This is a genomic window from Streptomyces griseus subsp. griseus, assembly GCF_000720255.1.
GTDB classification, from domain to species: Bacteria; Actinomycetota; Actinomycetes; order Streptomycetales; family Streptomycetaceae; genus Streptomyces; species Streptomyces griseus_I.
In genome coordinates this window covers 708,328-730,223 of the sequence record NZ_JOJE01000001.1, presented here as the reverse complement: position 1 = coordinate 730,223, position 21,896 = coordinate 708,328, and the positions used below count along the sequence as shown (strand labels likewise).

General features: G+C 70.7%; 19 protein-coding genes and 1 tRNA gene. 12 read left to right on the top strand and 8 right to left on the bottom strand.

Annotated elements, in window-relative coordinates:
* Nucleotides 1-39 precede the first annotated feature (39 nt).
* Both IG99_RS03350 and IG99_RS03345 read left to right on the top strand, forming a co-directional pair.
* Complete coding sequence (locus IG99_RS03350; RefSeq protein ID WP_037669430.1) at nt 40-1,185, top strand: DUF475 domain-containing protein; 1,146 nt, start codon at nt 40-42, stop codon at nt 1,183-1,185.
* A 107-nt stretch (nt 1,186-1,292) separates the two neighbouring features.
* Nucleotides 1,293-2,030 (top strand): TerD family protein, encoded by a 738-nt coding sequence (locus tag IG99_RS03345; protein WP_037669427.1) that lies wholly within the window; start codon nt 1,293-1,295, stop codon nt 2,028-2,030.
* 5 nt (nt 2,031-2,035) lie between these two features.
* On the opposite strand, the gene IG99_RS03340 is transcribed toward IG99_RS03345, so the two are convergent.
* On the bottom strand, nt 2,036-2,830 hold the full coding sequence (locus tag IG99_RS03340; RefSeq protein WP_037669425.1) for a TerD family protein: 795 nt from the start codon (nt 2,828-2,830) through the stop codon (nt 2,036-2,038).
* A gap of 200 nt (nt 2,831-3,030) precedes the next feature.
* Here IG99_RS03340 and IG99_RS03335 point away from each other — a divergent pair, with 200 nt between their 5' ends.
* Genes IG99_RS03335 through IG99_RS03325 form a run of 3 tightly spaced genes read left to right on the top strand, consistent with a single transcriptional unit; the run spans nt 3,031 to nt 7,758 of the window.
* Nucleotides 3,031-4,197 carry an HpcH/HpaI aldolase/citrate lyase family protein gene (locus tag IG99_RS03335; RefSeq protein ID WP_037669423.1) on the top strand — a complete coding sequence of 389 codons (1,167 nt, stop codon included), beginning with the start codon at nt 3,031-3,033 and terminating at the stop codon, nt 4,195-4,197.
* Between the two features lie 52 nt (nt 4,198-4,249).
* Entirely contained in the window at nt 4,250-6,946 is a 2,697-nt protein-coding gene (locus IG99_RS03330; protein WP_037669422.1) for a phosphoribosyltransferase, read from the top strand.
* Nucleotides 6,946-7,758, top strand: a complete 813-nt coding sequence (locus IG99_RS03325) for an HAD family hydrolase (RefSeq protein ID WP_037669420.1) — start codon at nt 6,946-6,948, stop codon at nt 7,756-7,758. The genes IG99_RS03330 and IG99_RS03325 overlap by 1 nt, the downstream gene beginning before the upstream one ends.
* 498 nt (nt 7,759-8,256) lie before the next feature.
* On the opposite strand, the gene IG99_RS03320 is transcribed toward IG99_RS03325, so the two are convergent.
* Nucleotides 8,257-8,487 carry an FmdB family zinc ribbon protein gene (locus IG99_RS03320; protein WP_037669676.1) on the bottom strand — a complete coding sequence of 77 codons (231 nt, stop codon included), beginning with the start codon at nt 8,485-8,487 and terminating at the stop codon, nt 8,257-8,259.
* 267 nt (nt 8,488-8,754) lie between these two features.
* Between IG99_RS03320 and IG99_RS03315 the strand changes: the two genes are divergently transcribed.
* The 3 genes from IG99_RS03315 (at nt 8,755) to IG99_RS03305 (ending at nt 13,601) form a co-directional block, all read left to right on the top strand.
* Nucleotides 8,755-10,971: a transglycosylase domain-containing protein gene (locus tag IG99_RS03315; RefSeq protein ID WP_394297960.1), complete on the top strand. Its 2,217-nt coding sequence runs from the start codon at nt 8,755-8,757 to the stop codon at nt 10,969-10,971.
* Between the two features lie 51 nt (nt 10,972-11,022).
* Nucleotides 11,023-12,309 carry a polysaccharide deacetylase family protein gene (locus tag IG99_RS03310; protein WP_037669418.1) on the top strand — a complete coding sequence of 429 codons (1,287 nt, stop codon included), beginning with the start codon at nt 11,023-11,025 and terminating at the stop codon, nt 12,307-12,309.
* A 116-nt stretch (nt 12,310-12,425) separates the two neighbouring features.
* A complete protein-coding gene (locus IG99_RS03305; protein WP_037669417.1) occupies nt 12,426-13,601 on the top strand; it encodes an amidase domain-containing protein in 1,176 nt (391 codons plus the stop codon).
* Here IG99_RS03305 and IG99_RS03300 read toward each other — a convergent pair.
* From IG99_RS03300 to IG99_RS03290, 3 genes are all read right to left on the bottom strand, one after another.
* On the bottom strand, nt 13,589-14,161 hold the full coding sequence (locus IG99_RS03300) for a DUF4383 domain-containing protein (RefSeq protein WP_051864866.1): 573 nt from the start codon (nt 14,159-14,161) through the stop codon (nt 13,589-13,591). The genes IG99_RS03305 and IG99_RS03300 overlap by 13 nt on opposite strands.
* Before the next feature lie 122 nt (nt 14,162-14,283).
* Nucleotides 14,284-15,657 (bottom strand): hypothetical protein, encoded by a 1,374-nt coding sequence (locus tag IG99_RS03295; RefSeq protein WP_037669415.1) that lies wholly within the window; start codon nt 15,655-15,657, stop codon nt 14,284-14,286.
* A gap of 74 nt (nt 15,658-15,731) precedes the next feature.
* Nucleotides 15,732-16,553: a DUF4097 family beta strand repeat-containing protein gene (locus IG99_RS03290; RefSeq protein ID WP_037669413.1), complete on the bottom strand. Its 822-nt coding sequence runs from the start codon at nt 16,551-16,553 to the stop codon at nt 15,732-15,734.
* Nucleotides 16,554-16,721: 168 nt separating this feature from the next.
* On the opposite strand from IG99_RS03290, the gene IG99_RS03285 reads away from it, so the two are divergent.
* The 3 genes from IG99_RS03285 to IG99_RS03275 all read left to right on the top strand — a co-directional run bounded on the left by IG99_RS03285 (nt 16,722) and on the right by IG99_RS03275 (nt 17,985).
* A tRNA-Val gene (locus tag IG99_RS03285) sits at nt 16,722-16,796 on the top strand.
* A 69-nt stretch (nt 16,797-16,865) separates the two neighbouring features.
* Nucleotides 16,866-17,267 (top strand): DUF6153 family protein, encoded by a 402-nt coding sequence (locus tag IG99_RS03280; protein ID WP_199815445.1) that lies wholly within the window; start codon nt 16,866-16,868, stop codon nt 17,265-17,267.
* A 79-nt stretch (nt 17,268-17,346) separates the two neighbouring features.
* Nucleotides 17,347-17,985 carry a DUF305 domain-containing protein gene (locus IG99_RS03275; protein WP_037669411.1) on the top strand — a complete coding sequence of 213 codons (639 nt, stop codon included), beginning with the start codon at nt 17,347-17,349 and terminating at the stop codon, nt 17,983-17,985.
* Here IG99_RS03275 and IG99_RS03270 read toward each other — a convergent pair.
* Both IG99_RS03270 and IG99_RS03265 read right to left on the bottom strand, forming a co-directional pair.
* A complete protein-coding gene (locus tag IG99_RS03270; RefSeq protein WP_078947503.1) occupies nt 17,927-19,750 on the bottom strand; it encodes an alpha/beta hydrolase in 1,824 nt (607 codons plus the stop codon). The two genes, IG99_RS03275 and IG99_RS03270, sit on opposite strands and share 59 nt — an antisense overlap.
* A gap of 167 nt (nt 19,751-19,917) precedes the next feature.
* Entirely contained in the window at nt 19,918-20,256 is a 339-nt protein-coding gene (locus IG99_RS03265; protein WP_037669408.1) for a hypothetical protein, read from the bottom strand.
* Between the two features lie 89 nt (nt 20,257-20,345).
* Between IG99_RS03265 and IG99_RS03260 the strand changes: the two genes are divergently transcribed.
* A complete protein-coding gene (locus IG99_RS03260; RefSeq protein ID WP_037669405.1) occupies nt 20,346-20,918 on the top strand; it encodes a GNAT family N-acetyltransferase in 573 nt (190 codons plus the stop codon).
* A gap of 18 nt (nt 20,919-20,936) precedes the next feature.
* Here IG99_RS03260 and IG99_RS03255 read toward each other — a convergent pair whose 3' ends face one another.
* The gene (locus tag IG99_RS03255; protein ID WP_037669671.1) at nt 20,937-21,839 is read right to left on the bottom strand and encodes a ketopantoate reductase family protein; all 903 of its coding nucleotides are present in this window, start codon (nt 21,837-21,839) and stop codon (nt 20,937-20,939) included.
* Nucleotides 21,840-21,896 lie beyond the last annotated feature (57 nt).

Sequence of the window (21,896 nt, the reverse complement as noted above, 5' to 3'; positions counted from 1 at the left end):
CCGTCTGGGGGTACCCCCGACACAGGGATTGGGTAGCCAGTGCTTCTGAAAACCTTCGGCTGGTCGTTCGCGGTCACCGCGCTCGGCCTGGTCGCGGCGGTCTTCTACGGGGGGTGGGAGGCCTTCGGCATCGTCGCGATCCTCTCCATCCTCGAGATCTCGCTGTCCTTCGACAACGCGGTGGTCAACGCCGGAATCCTGAAGAAGATGAATGCCTTCTGGCAGAAGATCTTCCTCACCATCGGTGTGCTCATCGCCGTCTTCGGCATGCGACTGGTCTTCCCCGTCGTCATCGTGGCGATCAGCGCCAAGATGGGCCCGATCGAGGCCGTCGACCTCGCGCTCAACAACAAGGACCACTACCAGGAACTCGTCACCGACGCCCACCCGGCGATCGCCGCCTTCGGTGGCATGTTCCTGCTGATGATCTTCCTCGACTTCATCTTCGAGGACCGGGACATCCAGTGGCTGCGCTGGCTCGAGCGCCCGCTGGCCAAGCTCGGCAAGGTCGACATGCTGTCGGTCTGCATCGCCCTGGTCGTTCTGCTGATCACCGCCTTCACCTTCGCCACCCACGCCCACCAGCACGGCGGCGCCCACGTCGACAAGGCACAGACGGTCCTGATCTCCGGCATCGCGGGTCTGATCACCTACATGGTGGTCGGCGGCCTCTCCGGCTACTTCGAGGACAAGCTGGAGGAAGAGGAGGAACGGGAACAGGAGGCCGAGGAAGAAGCCGAACGCACCGGCAAGCCACGCTCGGCGGTCAAGCTGGCCGGCCAGGCCGCGTTCTTCATGTTCCTCTACCTGGAAGTGCTCGACGCCTCCTTCTCCTTCGACGGTGTCATCGGCGCGTTCGCCATCACCAACGACATCGTCCTGATGGCGCTGGGCCTCGGCATCGGCGCGATGTACGTCCGGTCGCTCACCGTCTACCTGGTCCGCCAGGGCACCCTCGACGACTACGTCTACCTGGAGCACGGCGCCCACTACGCGATCGGCGCGCTGGCCGTGCTCCTCATGGTCACCATCCAGTACCAGATCCACGAGGTCATCACCGGTCTCGTCGGCGTCCTCCTGATCGCCGCGTCCTTCTGGTCCTCCGTCCGCCGCAACCGCGCGCTGGCGGCCGCCGAGGGAAAAGCGGAGAGCCCGGACAAGACTGAGGTCTCGTCCGGGGTATAACACGCACCCGAGCGAGGAACGCTCTGTGCGGGGCGGCCGACGAGGACGTGGTCCTCCGGCCGCCCCGCCGGTCTTTTACGAGTGACATGAGGGACGTGGGGGCGGGAATGGGCTTCTTCGACGGGCTCCTGGGCAGCCGTGCGGCCCACTTCGACTCGGGCAGCGCGGCGACCAACGCCATCGAGCTGACCAAGCGGCACAGCCAGGTCTCCCTCACCAAGCAGGGTGCGGCCACCGGGCATCTGCGGGTCAACCTGAACTGGCGGATGCGGACGTCCGACATCGGCGGCGTCCACCGCGAGAGCATCCTGCGGCACCCCTTCAAGGCACTGAAGCCGCCGGAGGTCGTCGGACACAGCCAGAGCATGGTCAACGTCGACCTCGACCTGGGGTGCCTGTACGAGCTCCAGGACGGCACCAAGGGGGTCGTACAGCCGCTTGGGGGCTATCTCGGGGACGCGAACGCTGCGCCGTACGTCAAGCTCAGCGGGGACGACCGGTTCGGATCGGCGTCGGGGGAGACGATGTACGTCAACCTCGACCACCGCGACGAGATCAAGCGGCTGCTGGTGTTCGTCTACATCTACGACCAGACGCCGGCGTTCGACCGTACGCACGCGAGTGTCACGTTGTACCCGAGCAATGGGCCGCGGATCGAGATAGGGCTCGACGAGAGGCATCCGCAGGCCCGGTCGTGTGCCGTGGTGATGATCGAGAACGTGAAGGGGGAGGTGCTGGTGCGGCGGGAGGTGAAGTTCGTCTACGGGTTCCAGGGGGAGATCGACCGGCTGTACGGGTGGGGGTTGCAGTGGGGGCGGGGATACAAGGCCCAGGCTGAGCGATAGCCCGGCTACCGGCCGATGAACTGAGGTCCCTGAGGAGGCAACCGGAAGTCCGGGTTCGGTGCCGTTGTCACCGGAGGTGGGTAGCCGTAGCCCGACGGGGCCGCTGTCGTCGCCGGGGTCTGTTGCGGGTAGCCATAGGACGGCTGGGCGGCCGGAGGATAGCCGTAGGCCGGCTGGGTCGGGACTCCCGTGGGCTGTTCCGGGGGAAGGGGCTGGGCTGCCGTGGTCGCCGCTGCCGCTGCCGCTGCCGCCGCCTCCGACTCGTCGACCGAGATGCCGAAGTCGGTGGCGAGGCCCTTGAGGCCGTTGGAGTAGCCCTCGCCGAGGGCGCGGAACTTCCACTGGTCGCCGCGGCGGTACAGCTCGCCGCAGATCAGTGCGGTCTCCTCGCCGGTCTCCGGCTTGATGTCGAAGTAGGCCAGTGGCTCGGCGTCGGCGACCGCGGCGTCGTACAGCAGGATGCGCAGGTCGCGTACGCGGTCGAAGGTGACCCCGTCCGCCGAAGCGACCAGCAGAATCTGGCCGACGCTGGGCTCGACACCGGGCAGCTCTGTCTGGATGGTGTCGGTGAGGCCTTCGGCGATCCGCTTCTTGCCGAGCCGCCAGACCTTCCCGGACGGGTGCCGGGGCTGGTTGTAGAAGACGAAGTCCTCGTCGGAGCGCACACGGCCGTCGGGACCGAGGAGCAGCGCGGAGGCGTCGACGTCCGGAACCCCCTGCCCGGGCGTCCAGCGCAGCACGGCGCGTACCGTCGTGGCTTCGAGCGGGACGTTCGACCCCTTCAGCATCGCGTGCGTCATGCGGTCATCCTGCCCTCTCGGTCCTGGTCACGACAACGCGGGGGGTACAAGAGTCGACACAGCCCAGTTACCAGAAATTCATGCCCTGCGGGAACCCCTGACATGGATTGCTACGTACTATTACCGGCCACTCAGTAGACATGTCATCAGCCATGTCGCGGGCCGTTCCACACGCCGTACCATCTCCACGGGGGAGTTCAATGCGTCATTTCGGGCACATCGCCCCTGAGGTGCGGAAGCGTCTCTTCTTCCAGGAGCCGTGCGCCTTCGACACGGACTCCCCGGCCCGGCTGCTCTCCGCCGCCCTGGGCGCCACGCTGTACAGCCCGGCCACCCGCCCCCGGCTCGCGGACGACATCGTCAAGCAGGCCGGCCGCGGCGTCGTCTCGATGGTGCTGTGCCTGGAGGACTCCATCGGCGACGAGGACGTCCCGGCCGGCGAGGAGAACCTCGTCCGGCAGTTCACCGACCTCGCCGCCCGCCCGGTGACCGCGCTGCCGCTGCTCTTCGTCCGGGTCCGCACCCCGCAGCAGATCCCCGACCTGGCGGCGCGCCTGGGCCCCGCCGTCCGGCTGCTGTCGGGATTCGTGCTGCCGAAGTTCACCGAGGAACGCGGTATCCCGTTCCTGGAGGCCGTCGCCGCGGCCGAGGCCGCGAGCGGCCGCCGGCTGTTCGCCATGCCGGTCCTGGAGTCGCCCGAACTGCTGTACCGGGAGTCGCGCGTGGAGACCCTGGAGGGCATCTTCCGCGCGGTCGACAAGTACCGCGACCGGGTCCTGGCACTGCGCCTCGGCGTGACCGATTTCTGCTCCTCCTACGGCCTGCGCAGAGCCCCCGACATGACGGCGTACGACGTTCAGGTCGTCGCCTCCGTGATCGCCGACGTGGTGAACATGCTCGGCCGGGCCGACGGCACGGGGTTCACGGTGACCGGGCCGGTCTGGGAGTACTTCCGCGTCCAGGAGCGCATGTTCAAGCCGCAGCTGCGCCGCAGCCCCTTCCTGGAGGGGCAGGCCGAGGAGTTGCGCGAGGCGCTCATCGAGCACGCCATGGACGGGCTGCTGCGCGAGATCGCCCTCGACCGGGCCAACGGCCTGCTCGGCAAGACCTGCATCCACCCCTCCCACGTGCTGCCCGTGCACGCACTGTCCGTGGTCAGTCGCGAAGAGTTCAGTGACGCCCAGGACATCCTGCGGCCGGAACGCGGCGGTGGGGGTGTGCTCAGGTCGGCGTACACGAACAAAATGAATGAAGTGAAGCCGCACCGCGCCTGGGCCGAGCGGACCCTGCTGCGCGCCGAGGTGTTCGGCGTCGCCAACGAGGACATCGGCTTCGTGGAGCTGCTCGCCGCCGGGATCCCCGCCTAGGGATCCGGGATCGGAAGGGCTCGGACACCCCGGGCCCCGACACAAGGGACGCATGAACAAAGCAGTGAACAACGGGGAATGGTCCGGCACCTGGGTCGCCGAGCGGCTGGGGGTCGAACTCGTGGGCGACGACACCCTCACGGAGATGCTGGGGCTGGCGCTGCGGCGCAACCCGAAGCGGGCCCACCTCCTGGTGTCCAACGTGCTCGGCAAGCACGTACCGCAGTCGCCGTCCGTCGTCTACGGCGCCGGATTCGCCCTGGGCCGAAAGGTGCGGGAGCTGCTGGGCGAGACCGGTGCGCGGTCCGCGGTCGTCGTCGGGTACGCCGAGACGGCGACCGGGCTCGGGCACTCGGTCGCCGACGGTCTGGGCCACGCGCCCTACCTGCACTCCACGCGCCGACCGGTGCCCGGGGTCGCGCAGTCCGGTGGCTTCGAGGAGTCCCACTCGCACGCCACCTCGCACCTGCTGCTGCCGGAGGACCAGGCCCTGCTGGCCGGGGACGGCCCGCTCGTCCTCGTCGACGACGAGTTCTCCACGGGGAACACGGTGCTGAACACCGTGCGCGATCTTCATGCGCGGTATCCACGGGGGCGGTATGTCGTGGTCGCGCTGGTGGACATGCGGTCCGCGGCGGATGCCGGGCGACTGGAGGAGTTCGCGCGGGAGATCGGCGCGCGGGTGGATCTGGTGGCCGCGGCTTCGGGGACGGTGCGGCTGCCGGAGGGGGTGTTGGAGAAGGGGCGGGAGCTGGTGGCGCGGTACGAGGCGGAGAGTGCCGCGGGGGGTGGTCGGTCGTCCGCGGCTTCGAGGGGGCTGGTCGCGCCCCGCGGCGGAGCCGCAGATCGACACAGCCCCGCGCCCCTTGAGGGCGTGGCCGGGGCCGTGTCCGACGATGTGGCCGCACGGAGCGATGGAGCCGACGCACGCACCGACGCCTCAGGGGCGCGGGGCTGTGATGAATCTGCGGCTACCGCCGCGTGGGCGCGACCAGCCCTCCACGACCCGCACCCGGAAGACGAGGGCACCCGGCAGACGCGACCCCTCGGCCACGTCACCCGCGTCGACCTGCACTGGCCCGACGGCCTCCCCGACGGGGGCCGGCACGGCTTCACCCCCGCGCACCGAATACGCCTGGAGAACGCCCTCCCCGCCATGACGGCCCGCCTCGCGGAGGCGCTGCCCGCCGACGCCCGCCGCGTTCACGTCCTCGGCTTCGAGGAGCTGATGTACGCCCCGCTGAGGCTGGCCCACGAGCTGGAGCGAGCCGTGGACGCCGAGGTGCGCTACTCCACCACCACCCGCTCACCCGTCCTCGCCGTCGACGACCCCGGCTACGCGATACGCAGCCGCCTCGTCTTCCCCGCCCACGACGACCCGGCCGACGGCGCCGGTGAGCGCTACGCCTACAACGTCGCCGACGCCGGTTTCGACGCCGTCGTCGCCGTCGTCGACTCGATCGCCGACACCCCCGCCCTGCACGCGCCGGACGGCCTGCTCGCGCAGCTCGCCGCGCACACCCCGCACGTCCTGCTCGCGGTCGTGCCGTCGTACGTCCCCGAGCCCCTGTACGTTCCCGAAAGGCACGACATGCTGCCCGAGCCCCTGCGCGGCCCCGCCTTCTCCTCGTATGCGCCCGAGGAGGTCGGCTGGCTGCTCCAGGACCTCTCGGACGTGACGCTGGAGGCGCCGACCGAGGAGCGCGAGGAGGCCATCCAGAGCGGCGGGGCGCACTACGCGGAGTCCCTGCCGGTGGAGTACCAGCCCAGCGAGCAGTACCAGGAGCTGTTCCACGCGGCGCTGCGCGAGTCGGCGGCGCGGCTGGCGCAGGCGATCGGCGCGGTCACCGAGATCGTGCTGGCCGAGCGGTCACCGAGGCCCGTACTCGTCTCCCTCGCCCGCGCGGGCACCCCCGTCGGCGTCCTGATGCGCCGCTGGGCCCAGTACCGGCACGGGCTGGAGCTGCCGCACTACGCCGTGTCGATCGTGCGCGGCCGGGGCATCGACGCCAACGCGCTGCGCTGGCTCGCCGCCCACCACGAGCCGTCCGACGTGGTGTTCGTCGACGGCTGGACCGGCAAGGGCGCCATCACCCGCGAACTGGCCGACGCGATCCGCGAGTTCGAGGCCGGCGACGGCGTCACCGGCTTCGACCCGGAGATCGCGGTGCTCGCCGACCCGGGCTCGTGCGTCCGGACGTACGGCACCCGGGAGGACTTCCTCATCCCCTCCGCCTGCCTCAACTCCACGGTCTCCGGGCTGATCTCGCGCACGGTGCTGCGCTCCGACCTGGTGGGCCCGCACGACTTCCACGGCGCGAAGTTCTACCGCGAGCTCGCCGGTACGGACGTCTCGGTGGCCTTCCTGGACGCGGTCACGGCGCGGTTCGAGGAGGTCACGGAGACGGTGGACGCGGCGGTGAAGGAGCTGCTGGCCGGCGACCGCGCTCCGACCTGGGAGGGCTGGGCGGCCGTGGAGCGCATCAGCGAGGAGTACGGCATCCACGACGTGAACCTGGTCAAGCCCGGCGTCGGCGAGACCACCCGGGTGCTGCTGCGCCGGGTGCCGTGGAAGATCCTGGCGCGGGCCGGAGCGGGCGCCGACCTCGACCACGTACGCCTGCTCGCCGAGCAGCGAGGGGTACCCGTCGAGGAGGTCGCCGAACTGCCGTACACCTGTGTGGGGTTGATCCACCCCAAGTACACGCGGGGTGCGACGGGCGCCGACGGCCGGGCGGTGACGGTCTGATGCCGGTGCTGGTGGCGAGCGACCTCGACCGTACGCTGATCTACTCCGCCGCGGCCCTCGCGCTGACCATGCCGGACGCGCGGGCGCCCCGGCTGCTCTGTGTCGAGGTGCACGAGAGCAGACCCCTGTCCTACATGACCGAGACCGCGGCGCAACTGCTGACGGAGGTCGGGGACGCGGCGGTGTTCGTGCCGACGACGACCCGGACCCGTAAGCAGTACCAGCGCATCAACCTGCCCGGGCCGCCGTCGAAGTACGCGATCTGTGCCAACGGCGGGCATCTGCTGGTGGACGGGGTCACCGACGCCGAGTGGCACGCGCGGGTGACGGAGCGGCTGGCGGGCGAGTGCGCGCCGCTGTCCGAGGTGCAGGCGCACCTGGCGGTCTCCGCCGACCCGCTGTGGGTGCGCAAGCACCGCATCGCGGAGGACCTCTTCGCCTACCTCGTGGTGGAGCGCGAGCTGCTCCCGGAGGACTGGGTGAAGGAGCTCGCGGTGTGGGCGGAGAACCGCGGCTGGACGGTGTCGCTCCAGGGCCGCAAGCTCTACGCCGTGCCGAAGCCGCTGACCAAGAGCGCGGCCGTCAGGGAGGTCGCCCGCCGCACCGGTGCCGACCTCACCCTCGCGGCCGGTGACTCGCTGCTCGACGCCGACCTGCTGCTCGCGGCGGACCGGGGCTGGCGCCCCGGCCACGGCGAGCTGGCCGACAGCGGCTGGGCGGCCCCCGCGATCAGCGCACTGCCCGAGCGGGGTGTCCTGGCGGGGGAGCGCATCCTGCGGGAGTTCCTGAAGGCCTCCAGAACACCGCGGTAGCCGACGGCACGGCGACGGGGCGCGCCGTGATTCGCCAAGCGGACGCCCACTGCAACGGACCGCCCCGCCTGGGTGCGGGGGCGGTCCGGCGGGCCGTGGGGGTGCCCGGCGAGGTCGCCGGAGCGGCCCGGTGGGCGTCAGCCGCGTCGTCTGAGGTGGGGTGTCAGCCGTAGCGGCCACCGCCGTGGCAGCCGCTTCCGCCTCGGCCACCTGGTGCCGGGGTGCGGGGGTCGGCCGGGACGACGCGGTGCCGCCGACGGCGACGGGGCGCCTCGGTCTGCCGCGTGGGCGGCCGCTGCGTCGGGGGCGCCTCGTCAGGGCGCGAGGGCGGCCAGCGGACAATGCGGGTGCCCTGCCAGGTCGCCTCGGCAGGGCGCGAGGCCGCCAGCCGGCTGTGAGACATCTCGCAGGTCGCGGGGCGCCTCGGGTTGCCGCGCGGGTGCCCGCCGCATTGGAGGGCGCCCGCCGGTTCGCGAGAGCGCCCGGTGGGCGTGGGCGTCAGCCGCAGCAACCTCCGCCGCAGCAGCCGCCTCCGCCTCCGCCGCCCGGGCTGGGCGCGGGGGCGGCCGACCGGGACGACGCGGTGCCGCCGACGGCGACGGTCGACAGGAGCTTCACGGTGTCGTCGTGCCCCGCGGGGCAGGCGGCGGGGGCGGCGGACTCCGCCATCGGACGGCTCAGTTCGAAGGTGTCGCCGCACGTACGGCAGCGGTACTCGTAGCGTGGCATGAGCACAGGTTAACCGGCGATCCCGGCGACGACCGGAACTCGCGGTTCAGCTGTGTTCGCTTCTGTCCGATAGTAGTGAGGAGAAATTGAAAAGATCGCTGGTAATTTGTTAGTGCCGCGAGGAACCGCAACCGGAGGGTCGGGGGAAGTGGGGGTCCGCAGCCGAGTCCGCACAGACCAGTGCGTGACGGCTGTGTCTACAACCCACCTACGTACCAGTACGTCTTACCTGCGCGAGCAACACCGAAGTGCGGAGGGAGACGCGTCGTGACCCAGGAGGGGCAGAGGGGGGAGCCCCAGGAGCCCGAACTCACCATGCAGTTGAAGGTTCCTGCCATCCCTCCGGCGGACGAGACCATGCAACTGCGGGTACCCCCGGAGGGTCTCGGCATACCCGAGACCCCAAGGAAACCTCCTGTAACCAGTGAGCGGCGAAACCCCCGTAAGGCACCCCGGCCTCCCGTTGTCTCCCGGTTCGTCACCGCCGCCCGCCTCCGGCTGGCCCCCCTCGCGGCCTTCCTCGCCCCCCACCTCGCCCGCGCCCTGCCCTACGTGCGCCGCCTGCGCCCGCAGTACCCGCGGCCCGGCCGCGTCGGCTGGCGGCGCTGGATGCCGTCCTGGCGGCAGTCGCTGGGCGGTGCGCTGACCTCCATGGGCATGAGCACCCTCTTCCTCGTCGTCGCCTACGCGGCGACCGACATACCGGACAACCTCAACACGTACGCCACCCAGCAGGACAACGTGTACTTCTGGGCCGACGGCACCCCCATGGCCCGCACCGGCTGGGTCCAGCGGCAGGCGATGCCGCTGAAGGACATCCCCGAGGACGTCCGCTGGGCGGTGCTCGCGGCGGAGAACGCCAGCTTCTACAGCGACCCCGGCATCTCCTTCAAAGGCATATCCCGCGCTCTGTTCCGCACCATCGGCCAGGGCGACACCCAGGGCGGCTCCACCATCACCCAGCAGTACGTCAAGAACGTCTACCTCAACCAGAACCAGACCGTCAGCCGCAAGTTCACCGAGGCGATGATCTCCCTCAAGCTGGACAACCAGATGAGCAAGGACGACATCCTCGAGGGCTACCTCAACACCAGCTGGTTCGGCCGCGGCACCTACGGCATCCAGCGCGCCGCCCAGGCGTACTACGGCAAGGACGTCAGCGAACTCAACGCCAGCGAGGCCGCCTTCCTCGCCTCCCTGCTCAAGGGGGCCGGCCTCTACGACCCGACCCTGAACAGCGCCAACCGCGCCCGGGCCGTCGAACGCTGGTCCTGGACCCTGGACCGGATGGTCGAGATCGGCAAGCTGTCCAAGGCCGAGCGGGCCACGTACAGGAAGTTCCCCGAGCCGCTGAAGGCCAACCCGCTCTACGACACCGGCCAACAGACCGACTACCTGGTGGAACTCGCGACGCAGTACGCCAAGAAGGCCGCGAAGATCTCCGACAAGGACTGGGACCTGGGCGGCTACCAGATCTACACGACGTTCGACCGCAAGCGGGAGACCGCGCTCACCGACGCCGTGACCAAGGCCCGCAAGAAGGCGCTGCACGACGACCCGAAGAGGGCCAGGACCGCCCACTTCGGCGCCGCCTCGGTGGACACCGACGGACGGATCCTCGCCGTCTACGGCGGCCCCGACCACCGTACGCAGGGCTACAACGAGTCCAACGCGACCACGGTCCCCGCCGGAAGTGCCTTCCAGCCGTTCGTGTACGCCGCCGGACTCGAACACGGCGTCGTCAAGGAGCGTGACGCGCCCCGCCAGGAGATCTCCGGGCAGAGCGTGTACGACGGCAACGACGGTGTGCTGGTCACCACACCCGAGGGGCCCTACTGGGACCGCAGCGGCAAGAAGGTCGCCGCGCACAACGACGGCAAGCAGTCCTACGGGCAGATCAGCCTGCACCGGGCGCTCGCCCTCTCCGTGAACTCGCCGTTCATGCAGCTCGGCATGGACACCGGCCTGGACAAGGTGAGGGAGACCGCCCAGGCGGCCGGCCTGCTCCCCTCCAGCATGGGCCCGCAGATCCCCGCGCTGTCCGCGGGCAACTCCACACCGAGCGCGATCCGCATGGCCAGCGGCTACGCCACGTTCGCCGCCAAGGGCCGGCACACCGAGCCGTACTCGGTGCGCCGGATCACCCACAACGGCTCCCCGGTGGCGCTGGCCACGCCCTCCGCCAAGCGCGCGGTCGGCGCCGACGTGGCCGAGGAGGTCACCTCGGCGCTCCAGGACTCCTTCCGCGTCGCCCACCCGGCCGCGGCCGCCTCGGCGACGGTCGCCGGGAAGGCCGGCACCAGCGACAAGGACACCTCCTCCTGGTTCGTCGGCACCGCCGAGTCCGTGTCGACGGCCGTCGTCGTCTACCGCATCGACCTCGCCAAGAGCCTCGAACCACTGCCGCTCGAAGGCGTCGCCGGCACCTCCGCCGACAACGTCCCGTACGGCATCTGGTCCGGTGCCACCAGTCCGGTCGGCTGATCCGGTGGCCGGGCACCGCAACCCCCACTCCCCTCGCAGAATGAGCCGCACATGAAGTCACCGTCGGGCCGCCGCCGCAAGGCCAGGGCACCCCGCCGGACCGCCCCTCCGAGGATCCTGGGCCTGGCGGTCCTCCTCGTCGCCGCGTCCCTGGTCGCGGGCTACCTCGCACTGACCCGCGCGGACAACACCGAGCCGACCGCCTCCTCCGGGACGCGGGGCAACACTCCGAAGGGCTCCGCCGGGCAGAGCCAGGAGGAGCCCTGGGACGGCAAGACGAAGATCCTCGGCGACGGCTCCACCTCCTACACCGGCCCGCAGACAGGCGAGTTGAAGGCCGTGCCGCTCAAGCCGGGGGAGAAGCCGCCCCAGTTCGTCGTCTTCTCCTGGGACGGCGCGCTCGCGGGCGACGACGAGCTCTTCCAGCACTACCGGAAGATGGCGAAGGAGTACGACGCCCACATGACCTTCTTCCTCACCGGCATCTACCTGCTGCCCAAGAGCAAGAGGGACCTCTACGCCCCGCCGCAGCACAAGAAGGGCGCGGCGGCGATCAGCTTCCCCACCGACGAACACATCCGCACCACGCTGGAGCAGCTCGGCAAGGCGTGGCAGGAGGGCAACGAGATCGGCACCCACTTCAACGGCCACTTCTGCGGCGCCAAGGGCGGCGGGGACTGGAGCGTCGAGGAGTGGAAGAGCGAGATCGACCAGTTCTACGCGATGGTCGAGAACTGGAAGACCAACACCGGCTTCAAGGACATCGCCCCGCTGCCCTTCGACTTCAAGAAGGAGGTCACGGGCGGCCGCGCACCCTGCCTGGAGGGCCAGGCGAACCTGCTGAAGGCCGCCAAGGGCTACGGCTGGCGCTACGACGCCAGCTCCGCGGGCGACTTCCAGATATGGCCCACCAAGAAGAACGGCATGTGGGACTTCCCGCTCCAGGCGCTCCCGTACGACGGCGGCGACTACCAGGGCCTCTCCATGGACTTCAACTTCCTCGCCAACCAGTCCGACGGCCAGGTCGACGGCGACCCGGCCCGGTACCCCGAGTGGGAGAAGGAGACCACCGACGCCTACATGGCCGGCTTCAACCGCGTCTACTACGGCAGCAGGGCACCCCTGTTCATCGGCAACCACTTCGAGAACTGGAACGGCGGCATCTACATGAAGTCCGTCGACGAGGTCATCAAGAACGTCTGCACCAAGAAGGACGTCAAGTGCGTGTCGTTCAGGGAGCTGTCCGACTGGCTCGACGTGCAGAAGCCCGAGACCCTTCAGACGCTGCGCACTCTGGACCCCGCGCAGTCCACCGACTGGTCGACCGTGGTGAAGTGACGGTCCAGTAACGTCCTGAGCCCACAAGGGCATCCCTCTTCACAACCCCCACACACGCCATGGCAAGATGCCCTTCCCCGGCCATCCCTCCCGCCGGGGCAAGAGGGGAAACATCAGTGAAGTCAAGGAAATTGAGCCGTACGCGTCGCCGCTCCGCCATACTCGGCGCGGCGGCCACCTCCGTGGTCGCCGGGGTGGCGCTGCTCCCCAACTGGAGCGCCGGCGCCGCGGTCGTCGACGACCCCACGGTCGACGCGAAGACCAAGGCCACCTTCCAGCGGCTGGCCGACGCGGTCTTCACCGACCGTACGGACGCCCTGGTGGCCGGTGGGCAGGGTGACCGCGCGAAGCCGCTGACCGACGGCTTCTCCGGCGACGTCAAGCTGTCCAAGGGCACCGCGCGCACCGAGGACGCCACCCTGTCCTCCCTCGAGCAGCGCAAGGGCAAGCTCGCCAAGGCCGGCGAGAAGTACAGCAAGGCCAGCACCACGGTCACCCTGAACGCGACGCGCGTGACGGGCCGTACGGCCAAGGCCGCGGTCACCGAGACCACGACGCTGACCTACGCCAAGGCCCGCGGCAACGCGCCGAGGACCACCGGTTTCCAGGCCGGGCACGAGCTGACCTTCAAGGCCGACGACCAGGGCAACTGGCAGCTCACCGCCATCCAGGACACCGACCAGGGTGGCCTCGCGGTGAACACGCTCTCGCAGCCGAAGTCCGTCAAGGCTCCCGCCCCCGAGCCCGGCGACACCATGCCGAGCGCCCCGCGCGCGGCGACCACCCGCAACCCGGTCGCCGTCCCGAAGACCGCCACCACCTACGACTACAAGGCGATGGCGGCCTACGCGGAGAAGTACTGGAACAACTACAACAAGGACTACCCGGACTTCAACGGCCACGGCGCCGGCGGCGACTGCACCAACTTCGTCAGCCAGTCCCTGAAGGCCGGCGGCTGGAAGCACGTGCCGGGCTACGTGTACGACTACACCAAGTGGTTCGGCAACGCCGACATCCAGTCGGACTCGTTCGTCGGCGTCAACGAGTGGTCCTGGTTCGCCCAGAACTCCAAGCGGACCAAGCCGCTCGCCAACGTCTACCAGCTCGAGGTCGGCGACGTCCTCCAGATGGACTTCGACCGCGACGGGTCCAAGGACCACACGATGATCGTCACGTACAAGAGCGGCGGCGTGCCCTACGTGACGTACCACTCGAACAACACGCTCCGCAGGTCGGTGGCGAGCCTCGTGGCGTCGTACCCGAACGCGTACTACTACGCCTACCGCACCTGATCCTCATCGCGCGGGGGCCAGTGCTCCCGCAGCTCACGCTGGTGGTCCCGCTCCTCGGCCAGGTCGGGGTTGCGGGCCCGCCAGTACGGGTTGTCGTGCGGCAGGGCCGAACCCACCCTGCCGTACATCCCGAAGACCATGAGCAGGATGCCGGCGACGAAGGTGAACAGGACGTTCTGGATCTCGAAGGCCAGGAAGTTGTAGTCGGTGTCCAGCAGGCCGAGGAACAGGAATCCGTTGAGGATGAACAGGACGCCGAGCACCATGTTGAGCGTCGACGCGAAGTTCCCGCCGATCACCATGCCGACGAAGAGCAGCAGTCCGACGCCGATCGACAGCCAGCTGAGCGCCCCGTTGGTGTTCAGGCTCCAGATGGTGTCCCCGCCGGTGTCGAAGAAGCCGATGTTGTCGACGATGCCGAAGACGCCGAAGACGACCAGCGCCAGACCCATCAGGCCCGCGCCGATCCGGTAGACCCTGTTCAGTCGGTGGTCGACGGGCAGGTGCTCGTCGAAGTCGATCCGCCTGCGCGACCCCGAGCGCTGTACGTGCGTGGCCATGTCCGCCTCCCTTGGGTGCGAGCGGAGGCCGTACGTCCGTCCCCTCAAATATCCGCCCGCCACACCCGCCCGGGCAACAGGACGGGTGGCATGAGGGGCCACATGACGGTCGGCACGGCGGCTCAGTTGCCGCCCCCGCGCTCCTCCCGGATCCGGGTCACCACGTCCGCCACCGCGTGCCGGACCGCTTCCGTCTCGGTCAGGAAGTGCCAGTAGTCGGGGTGTCGGCCCTCCAGACCGGCGACCGCCCGCTCAAGGCGGCCCACCGCCTCGTCCAGCGGCCGCGCGTCCCGGGGATCAGGCGTGTTGCGGCCCGCCATGGCCAGCCGCTGCGCGTCCCGGATCGCGAACCGTGTCCGCTCGATCTCCTGCTGCGGATCCTTCTGCACGGCGTTCAGCCGCGTCAGCCGGTCCCCGGCCGCCGACACGGCCTCGTCGGTGGTGTTCAGCAGCGCCCGCGCCGTCGACAGCAGCGCCGTCGCGTCCGGCCAGCGCTGGGCGTCCCGCGCGCTCCGCGCCTGCGCCAGCTTCGCCTCCGCCTGCCGTACGTGCTCGGAGGCCTGCTCCGGCACATGCTGGAGGTCCTGCCAGCACGCCGCAGTGAACCGCCGCCGCAGCTCGCTCAGCACCGGATCCACCTGCCCGGCACGCGTCGTCAGCGCCTCGGCGCGGGTACGCAGCGACACCAGCCGGTGGTCGATCTCGGCGGCCTTCTCCGGCAGCCGCTCCGCCTCCACCCGGATCGCCTCGGCGTCCCGCGCGACCCGCTCGGCACGTTCCAGCGTCTGCGGCACGCCGTGCTGCCCGGCGCCCTGGTTGAGCTTGGTCAGCTCCGGCGAGAGCGCCGCCAGCCGGGCCGCGAGGTCGTCCGCGGTGAGCCCCGAGCCCCGGACCGCGTCCAGTCCGTTCGAGGCGGCCAGGAGAGCCTGCCGGGCCCGCTCCACGGCCGGCGCGAGCCGCGCCAGCTGGGTCTCCGCCTTGCCCAGCAGTGGCCCCAGCCCGTCGGTGAACCGGTCGAGCTCCTGCTTGACCCGGCCCAGCTCGTCCTTCGCCTTCGTGAGCGCGGTACGTGCCTGCGCCGCCGCCGAGGCCTCCAGATCGTCCCGGTCGAGATCATGGGCGTCGACGGCGCTGATGTACTGGTGACTGGCCTCGTCGATCCGGCCGCTGATCGCCCGGAAGTCGGCGATGGCGCGCCGGGCGGCCGGGGAGTCGTCGACCGCCGTGATCGTCTCGATCGAGATCCTGAGGTCCCGCTGGGCGGTGTCCAGCTCGTAGAACGCGGCCGCCGCCGCGTCCTTCGCGGCCTGCGCCTCGGCCCGCTGGCTCTCCGCCCGCCCGCCGAACCAGCGCCTGGTGCCACCACCGGCGAACGCGGCGGGCAGCGCGAGCGCCGCGAGCAACGGCAGACCGACCAGGGTGAGGGTGTCCCGCAGCACGGATCCGGGCGCAGGCGCCACCGACGGCGAGTACGGCTGCGGAGGTGTCGCCGTCACATCCCTCTCCCGTGCTGTGATTCGCCCTGCCCGGTGTCATTCTCCCACCGTGTAGAGACGAACACACGGGCCGGTTAGTTCGCGGTCCGCACGGTGACTTTGCCGTCGCCGGTCCGGGCGGACACCACGTGCGAGCTGGACTCGTCCCGCGGCACGGACACATCCACCCCGCCGTCCCCGGTCTCGGTCGTCACCCGGTACGTCGCCGAGGGCACCTCGATCGTCACGGAGCCGTCGCCGCTGCGGGATTCCACGAGCTCCGGTACGGCGCTCAGTTCGATGTGGGCCGAGCCGTCACCGGTGTGCGTGCTGACCCGGCGCGAGGAGACGTCGGCGCGCACCGAGCCGTCGCCGGTACGCACCTTCAGGGCGCCGGAGGAGTCGGTGACCCGTACCGAGCCGTCGTCGGTCCGCAGCTCCAGCGGCCCCGAGGTGTCGCTGACGCGCACGGAGCCGTCACCGGTGCGGATGTTCAGCGCGTCCCGGAAGCCGCTCGCCCGCACACTGCCGTCCTTGTCCTCGACGCGTACGGCGACACCCCTCGGCACCTCGATCCGGTGCCTGGCCGCACAGTCCGCGACCACTCCGGAGCACTTCACACGCAGGGTGAGCCGGTCGTCCTCGAAGGACCAGGTGACCTTCGGCTCCTTGCCCACGACGACCGACCCCTTGAACCAGCGGGTGACCTCGATACGGCCCTCCTTGTTCGAGTCCGCCGAGACGATCTCCAGAGCCGAGTCGTCGGAGTCCACGGTGAGCGTGTGCCCCGCCAGCGCGAAGGACCGGTGCTCGGGGTCCTTGTCGTCCGCGGGGGAGGCGCAGGCGCCGAGGCCGGCGACGAGGGCCACGACGGCTCCGGCGGCGAGCGCGGTGCGGACGGCGGTGATACGGGCCATGGCGATCTCCCCCTGGTGCGGACGGCGCGGGCTGCGCCTGCTCTACGACCGTATGGACCCGGCACCCGACGGGGGATCCGGCGCACTCCCGGATCCGGGGTGGGGTTAACCCCCTGAAACGGGTTTGCGGGGCAGTGCCTGCGGCAAGGTAGGCTGTCGACTCGTCCTGGGTGCGTAGCTCAGGGGTAGAGCGCCTGCCTTACAAGCAGGATGTCGGCGGTTCGAAACCGTCCGCGCCCACCAGGAGATGCGAGAGGGCCCCCGTGGAGACACGGGGGCCCTCTCACGTGTCGCGGCCCGGCCGCCCATAGGATGTGCCGGGTGAACGGCCCCGAGCAGTACGTCCCCCGACCGCCCCTGCGGCGTTGGCGGGCCTGGTGCGTGCTCGGGCTGCTGGTGGGGCTGCTGTCCATGCACGGGCTGGCGCCCGGTGGCGCACCCCACGCGCACCCCTCCGCACGCGTCATGGCCGGCGCCGAGACCGCGCACGACGGCTGCGCCGGGGACGGCCACTGCGGCGGCGGGCACACCCAACACGCCGACGCCACCTGCGCGTCGGGCGCGGTGAGCGGCGGGCCGGTGGTCCCCGGGCCGGTGCCCGACCCGGCCCCGGTGGCGCCGGTGGCCGAGACCGTGTGCTCCTACGCCCTCGCGGACCAGGACGGCGCCCGCGCGCCACCCTCCCTGTCCGAACTCCAGCTCCTGCGGATCTAGACGACCCCGCGCACCGCGTCACCGACCGACGCGGCGCTCCGGCACGTCCAGATCCATTACGCACCACTGGAGTTCACGTATGAGCAGCATCCGTACCCTGACCCGTCGTGCCGCCCACGTGGCGGTGACGGCGACCGCCGCGTTCACCCTCGCCGCCTGTGGCGGTGACAGCGGCGACGGCGCCGGCCACGGCTCGTCGTCCTCGCCCTCCTCCTCGGGCGCCGGCGCCAAGGCCGAGGCGGGCGCGCACAACGCCCAGGACGTCTCCTTCGCGCAGGGCATGATCCCGCACCACCAGCAGGCGCTGGAGATGGCCTCGCTGGCCGCCGACCGCGCCGCGTCCGCGCGGGTCAAGGACCTCGCGGCGCGGATCGAGAAGGCGCAGGACCCGGAGATCGAGAAGATGACCGGCTGGCTCAGGACCTGGGGCGAGGAGATGCCCGAGTCGTCGCCCGGCATGGACCACCCGGCCCACTCCGGCATGGCCGGAATGATGGACGAGGGGGACATGGCGAAGCTGGAGAAGGCCTCCGGCAAGGAGTTCGACACCATGTTCCTGACGATGATGGTCGAACACCACGAAGGCGCCGTCGAGATGGCCACGACCGAGAAGGCCAAGGGCCGCTACACGCCCGCGACGTCGATGGCCGACGACATCGTCACCGCCCAGAACGCGGAGATCGAGGGGATGAACAAGCTCCTCGGCAAGGAGTCGTAGGCCTCTGACGCAGGGCCGAGTGATGTGAGGTGGGGCCGGATCGCGCCGCTGAAGCCGGCCGATCCGGTCCATGGACGGCAGCATGTCGTCCCCGACGAGGATGCGGCCCGGGAGCCGACGGTGTCGAGGAAGGGATCCGTGCCGGCGTTCCCGCCATCCCGCCCCCGCCGGTGGCGACACCGCCGCGCGGTTTGGGCTCGGAGAAGGGCGGCGTGTCCTGTCGGCACGTCGTTCCGACCGGCGGGAGGCTTCCGTCGATGAGGTAGCGGCTCTCGTACTCGCTGACGCAGCTGCTGGGGTTGAGCAGTGCCGTGTGCCCGTGCCCGCTGTTGGTGAGCAGGCGGGCGTCGGCCAGTTCCCGGGTCATGGCCTGCGCGGCCGAGTAGGGAGTGGAGGGGTCGTAGGTGGTGCCGACCACCAGGATGGGATGCGCTGTCGGCGTGTTCCACGGTCCGCGATAGGGGTCGGCGGCGACTCCCGGCCAGTCGGCACACACCGCGGAGGCCCAGGTCCAGTGGCGTCCGGTGTCGCCCGCACGGGCGGCGCTGGCCTCCTCCAGGATGTGGTAGGCGCCGGGGTCGCGTGGATGGGGACTGTCGCCGCAGAACACCGCGGCGGCCTGTTCTTCGCCCAGGTACGGATTCGGATCCGGGACCGGTGGTGGGGGCGGGAGCGGGGACGGCTCCGGTGCGCGGCCCTGCCACAGGTCCTGCAGCCTGCCGGCGACGTTCGTCCATCCGGGGTGGACGACGTAGAAGCCGCTCACCATGTCAGAGACCGTACGGGCGTAGGTCCACTCGCCCACGGGATGCGCCCGGAGGCGCTTCATCAGCTGGTCGTACTTGTCGCGGGTCGCTTTCGGGCTGCCGGCGGAGAAGGCGCAGCGGGCGGTGGTGGTGGACCCGCACAGGGTGAGGAACTGGTCCAGGGTTTCCGCCGCGGCGAGGTCCGAGCCCAGACGCAGGAAGGCCGTGGACCGGGGGGTCTCGTTGGACCCATGGTTCGTCCAGGCCTGCGGGTCCCAGTCGCTGTCGAGGACCATCGCGCGGACTTTGCCGGGGAAGAGGTTGGCGTAGGTGGCCCCCAGGAACGTGCCGTAGGAGATCCCGTAGTACGTGAGCTGCGGGTCGCCCACCGCCTGCCGGAGCTGGTCCAGGTCGCGAGCGGTGTCGGCGGTCGACACATGGCGCAGGAGCTCGGGGTCCCGTTGCTGACAGCGCCGGGCCAGTTCCTTGTACGCGGCGAAGTAGGCCGTCCGCTCCCTTTCCCCCACCGGGAAGCCCGCCGCTTTGCTCGCGGCCCAGGTGGCGGCTTCCTCCGGACTCGTGAAGCAGTTCACCGCGGTGCTGTTGCCGATCCCGCGGGGGTCCCAGCTGACGATGTCGAACCGCTCCCGTACCTCGCGTGGGAAGAACTCGTAGTTCTGCGGCATCTGCACGGATCCGGGCCCGCCGGGTCCGCCCGGGTTGAAGAACAGGGTGCCGACGCGCCGTCCGGGACCGGTGGCCTTTCGTTTGACGACGGCCAGTTCGACGGTGCGGCCGCGAGGGTCGCGGTAGTCCAGTGGCACCTTCGCGGTCGCGCAGTCGAACGGGCTGCCCTGAACGCAGGGTCTCCAGTCCAGCTTCTGGGCGGGCCCCGAAGGTGTCGGTGTACCGCCGGCGACGGCGGGGTTCGGCACGATGAACACCGTCGAGCAGGCCACCACCGCGGCGACGGCCGCTGCGCGGCTCCGACGGCCCGCCACAAGTCCAGGTATGTGCATGCCTCGTCCTTCACGTGTGAGCGCCCGATGCCGCTCCCGCGCGGACGACGGCACGCATCCGTGTCCACACCACCGCCGTCGGGCGAGGCACGCGAGCCGACCGCGGCCGAACGGCGGATCTGTTGTGATCACGACGCTGACCGGAGAGACAGAACCCAGTCCCGGCCCTACTCCCCGGGCGGGGCCTCGTGTGCGTGCTTGAGCCGCATCCGGGCCTCCACCCGGTCCTCCGTCGCGACCTCGGACCAGAAGCGGTGGCAGCTCACGAACACCGCGAGCTCGTGTTCCCGCTGTCGGAGCTTCTCCACCTCGGCCTGCTCGTCTGCCGTCCAGCCGGGGGAGGCGGGCCGCTCCACCTTGCGCCAGCCGTTGTCGTCGCTGAAGCCGTCCAGCGGCTCGACCGACCAGGGGAGCCGCTTCAGCAGGGCCGACAGCTCGGCCCGGACCTGATGCAGCTCCTCCTGGCCGGCGCGCAGGTCGCTCGGAAACTCATAGGTCTTAGCCACGGCACAATGGTACGCCTGTTCGATTTTGGGTGGCGAGTTGCTTCCAGGGGTTCATGCGAACGGGTGTTCTGTCGTGACATCGTGGTGGCATGACCATCGAAGTCCGCCCGGCGTCGGTCTTCGCGGACGTCCGCACCCTGGTCGGCCCGAAGTCGCCGCAGGCCACCGTCTGCTGGTGCCTGAGCCACCGCGTCCCGTCCAGGCTCAACAAGGAGCTGCGCGGGCCGGAGCGGGGCGAGTACGTCGCCGAGCTGTGCCGCTCCCAGCCCCCGCCGGGTGTGCTCGCCTACGACGGCGACGAACCGGTCGGCTGGGCCGCGGTGGCGCCGCGCTCGGCCACCTCCTTCGCGCGCAACCGCAAGATCCCGCACGTCGACGACCTGCCGGTCTGGTCACTGTGGTGCGTCCGCGTACGCCCCGGCCACCGGAAGAAGGGGATCTCGCACGCCCTCATCGCGGGCGCGGTCGAGTTCGCCCGCGACCACGGCGCACCCGCGATCGAGGCCTATCCCCTCGACAACGGTGACGCCCGGGTGGACCTCACCATGGCCTACGCCGGGATCCGCGGGAACTTCGAACGCGCCGGCTTCGTCCACGCCGCCGACACCACCTCGGTGCTGGCCGGACACCCCAGGATCCTGATGCGGCTCGACCTGCGCTGAGGTCTCGGCGCGGCCCGGTCAGTGACCGGCCTCCCGCAACTCCCGCACCAGCCGGGCCGTCACGGGCGCCTCGATGCCGTGCCGCTCGGCGGCCCGCAGCAACGCCCCGCCGATCGCGTCCAGTTCGAGCGGGCGTCCCGCCTCGGCGTCACGCTGCATGGACGACTTCATGCCGGGCGGGAAGGCGTCGTAGCGCGTGAGTGCCTGGGCGGGGTCCGCCGGGCCGCCGCAGGCGCGGCTGACCGCGGCCGTCTCCTCGACCAGGGCGGTCAACTCCTCGCGGTGACCGGTGCGTACGTCACCCATCGGCAGCGCGTGGCGCGTGGTGAGCAGGGCGAACGGGGCGAGGAACGACATCTTCGCCCACAGCGCCGCCGCCTCGTCGTCGAGGACGCGGGTGGCGGGTCCCGCCGCGGTCAGCGCCTGCGCGAGGGCGTCGAGGCGGGGGCGTGGTACCGGGTCGCCGGCCAGGTCGATCTCGACGAAGGGGCTGGCGTGGTCGATCATGCCGGGCCCGACCCGCGTCGACTCCACCCGGATGACAGCGGGCGCCACGCGGTTGGGGCGGTAGCGGTCGCGCAGGGTCGCCGGGTGCTCCACACCGTTCAGGAACGGTACGAGCAGGCCGTCGCCGAGGGTCTCGGGCGCGACGCGGGTCAGGGCCGCGTCGAGGGCGGTGTGCTTGACGGCGACCAGGCAGGCGTCAGCCGGCTCGCGCAGTTCGGTGTCCGCCTCGACCCGGGCGGTGAAGTCGCCGAAGACGGCACTGCGGACGCGGATGCCGTCGGCGCTCAGGGTGTGCGCCGTCTCCTCGCCGGCCAGGCAGATCACCCGGCGGCCGGTGCGGGCCAGGAGGGCGGCGAGCAGCCCGCCCACGCCGCCCGGTCCCAGGACGGCCACGGTCGATACGTCGTTCGCCATGATGGGGTGATCCTCTCGCCGGTCGGCCCCGAACGGTGGCCGCCTCGAGACGATCAT

Coding starts and splice junctions, on each gene's coding strand:
- IG99_RS03345 (WP_037669427.1), top strand. CDS start 1,293: ATGGGCTTCTTCGACGGGCTCCTGGGCAGCCGTGCGGCCCACTTCGAC.
- IG99_RS03340 (WP_037669425.1), bottom strand. CDS start 2,830: ATGACGCACGCGATGCTGAAGGGGTCGAACGTCCCGCTCGAAGCCACG.
- IG99_RS03335 (WP_037669423.1), top strand. CDS start 3,031: ATGCGTCATTTCGGGCACATCGCCCCTGAGGTGCGGAAGCGTCTCTTC.
- IG99_RS03330 (WP_037669422.1), top strand. CDS start 4,250: ATGAACAAAGCAGTGAACAACGGGGAATGGTCCGGCACCTGGGTCGCC.
- IG99_RS03325 (WP_037669420.1), top strand. CDS start 6,946: ATGCCGGTGCTGGTGGCGAGCGACCTCGACCGTACGCTGATCTACTCC.
- IG99_RS03320 (WP_037669676.1), bottom strand. CDS start 8,487: ATGCCACGCTACGAGTACCGCTGCCGTACGTGCGGCGACACCTTCGAA.
- IG99_RS03310 (WP_037669418.1), top strand. CDS start 11,023: ATGAAGTCACCGTCGGGCCGCCGCCGCAAGGCCAGGGCACCCCGCCGG.
- IG99_RS03300 (WP_051864866.1), bottom strand. CDS start 14,161: ATGGCCACGCACGTACAGCGCTCGGGGTCGCGCAGGCGGATCGACTTC.
- IG99_RS03290 (WP_037669413.1), bottom strand. CDS start 16,553: ATGGCCCGTATCACCGCCGTCCGCACCGCGCTCGCCGCCGGAGCCGTC.
- IG99_RS03280 (WP_199815445.1), top strand. CDS start 16,866: ATGTGCCGGGTGAACGGCCCCGAGCAGTACGTCCCCCGACCGCCCCTG.
- IG99_RS03275 (WP_037669411.1), top strand. CDS start 17,347: ATGAGCAGCATCCGTACCCTGACCCGTCGTGCCGCCCACGTGGCGGTG.
- IG99_RS03270 (WP_078947503.1), bottom strand. CDS start 19,750: ATGCACATACCTGGACTTGTGGCGGGCCGTCGGAGCCGCGCAGCGGCC.
- IG99_RS03260 (WP_037669405.1), top strand. CDS start 20,346: ATGACCATCGAAGTCCGCCCGGCGTCGGTCTTCGCGGACGTCCGCACC.
- IG99_RS03255 (WP_037669671.1), bottom strand. CDS start 21,839: ATGGCGAACGACGTATCGACCGTGGCCGTCCTGGGACCGGGCGGCGTG.